1 protein-coding gene is annotated in these 1,470 nt (G+C 38.6%); it reads right to left on the bottom strand.

Translation table 11 applies throughout. The features are described from left to right. Positions 1-1,262 (bottom strand): IS110 family RNA-guided transposase (locus ACNQGH_RS21855; RefSeq protein WP_417958129.1); only part of this gene is annotated, 1,262 nt, incomplete at its 3' end. Between the last annotated feature and the right edge of the window lie 208 nt (positions 1,263-1,470).

Below are 1,470 nucleotides of genomic sequence, written 5' to 3'. Positions count from 1 at the left end.
CGTTTTTGTTTAACCAGCCCTTCGTAAATCTCGTTTTGTATTGGCTGATAGGCTTGCTTTTTCACGGCCATGTTCCAGATGATAACGGCGAGCTTTCTAGCTGTTGCTGTGATGGCTGCGGCTCTTCCTTTTTTATAAGCGACCCTTTTGAAAAATGATGTAAGATTTCCGACTTTGATGCGGTCGATTGAATTGGCAGCATTTCTTAAGGATAACGCAAACTTGTTGGCTCCTTTTGGTGTGCGGCTACTTATTATTTTTCCCCCACTTACACGGTTATTTGGGGCAAGCCTTAAATAGGATGTAAATTGCTTGGCGGTTTTAAATTTAGATAAATCTAGTCCAATTTCAGTAATCAAAGTCATAATTGTATTAGTGCCGATTCCTTCAATAGCAAATAAATCAACACCATAGTAATTGTAACTTAACCAAGAAAGGTCAAATTTTGGTTGGTTCCTTCCTTTGAGCTGTTTTTTAGCAAGATCTATTTGTTGTTTGTCATTGTATGGATTGGGTAGAAACGATTTTAATAGGGCTTCAATCTTTTGATCGCACTTTTGCATTTTTAGTTGGAAGGTTTTATAAATATCATAACAGTCTTCCAATTCATAAAGCAGTTCGTCGCTCCATTGTCCTTGCAAAGCATCCGCTATTTCCTGCTTTGATTTTCTAACCCGAGGATCGGCTAATTGAGCTAATACCAGCCCATTGCGTTCTCCTTGCAGAATGGATTCTATTATAGCTGTACCAGTTTTACCGACTATATCACCTAAAACAACATCTAATCGTAAATTCATCAGCCGAAGTGATTTTTGCATTTTGTTTATCATTGCTGCAGCATTTGCTTGGATTGAAGACCGGTGGCGATGCAGCACCCGCAGTCTGGCAGTTTGTTCAGAAGGTAAAAAACATCCTCTGAGCAGGCCTAATGAATGAAGTTTTTGTATCCATTGGCAATCTTTAACATCAGTTTTTGCTCGTACATTTTTAGTCTGGTATCCAGAAACTAATATGACTTCATAACCAGAGCGTTGTAATTCAAAAAACAGTGTCTGCCAATAACTTCCAGTGCTTTCCATAGCGATGGTTGTGATGCCTTTACATTTTAAAAATGAAATCATTTCAGCGTGGTTCGCTGAATAAACCCCGAATTCTCGCACATCTTCTGGATTCTGTCCTACTGCTACAAAATGGCTTCTTGAGCCAACATCAATCCCCGCTGCATGGAGATTAATGATTTGCATTTTTTCTGTCTTTTTCATGATAAAAAATTTAAGTGAAAATTTGAAAAAAAGCAGCAGGAAATGTACTTTTGAACTAACATTATTCTATACGGGATCCTTCTAGGAAGGTCACCAATTGGTTCTTCAAAGCCCCGACTACTCAATATAGTTGGGGTTTATACATTTCAACCAGAATTCCGGCAGGGATAGTATTCACCATTGAGGTGCTAGGTTTTACCGCTGCAAT

Origin of the sequence: Flavobacterium kochi, from assembly GCF_048286715.1 — a bacterium.
In the GTDB taxonomy this organism is placed as follows: Bacteria; Bacteroidota; Bacteroidia; order Flavobacteriales; family Flavobacteriaceae; genus Flavobacterium.
The sequence above is the reverse complement of the archived record's forward strand: the minus strand, read 5'-3'. Positions and strand labels throughout refer to the sequence as shown.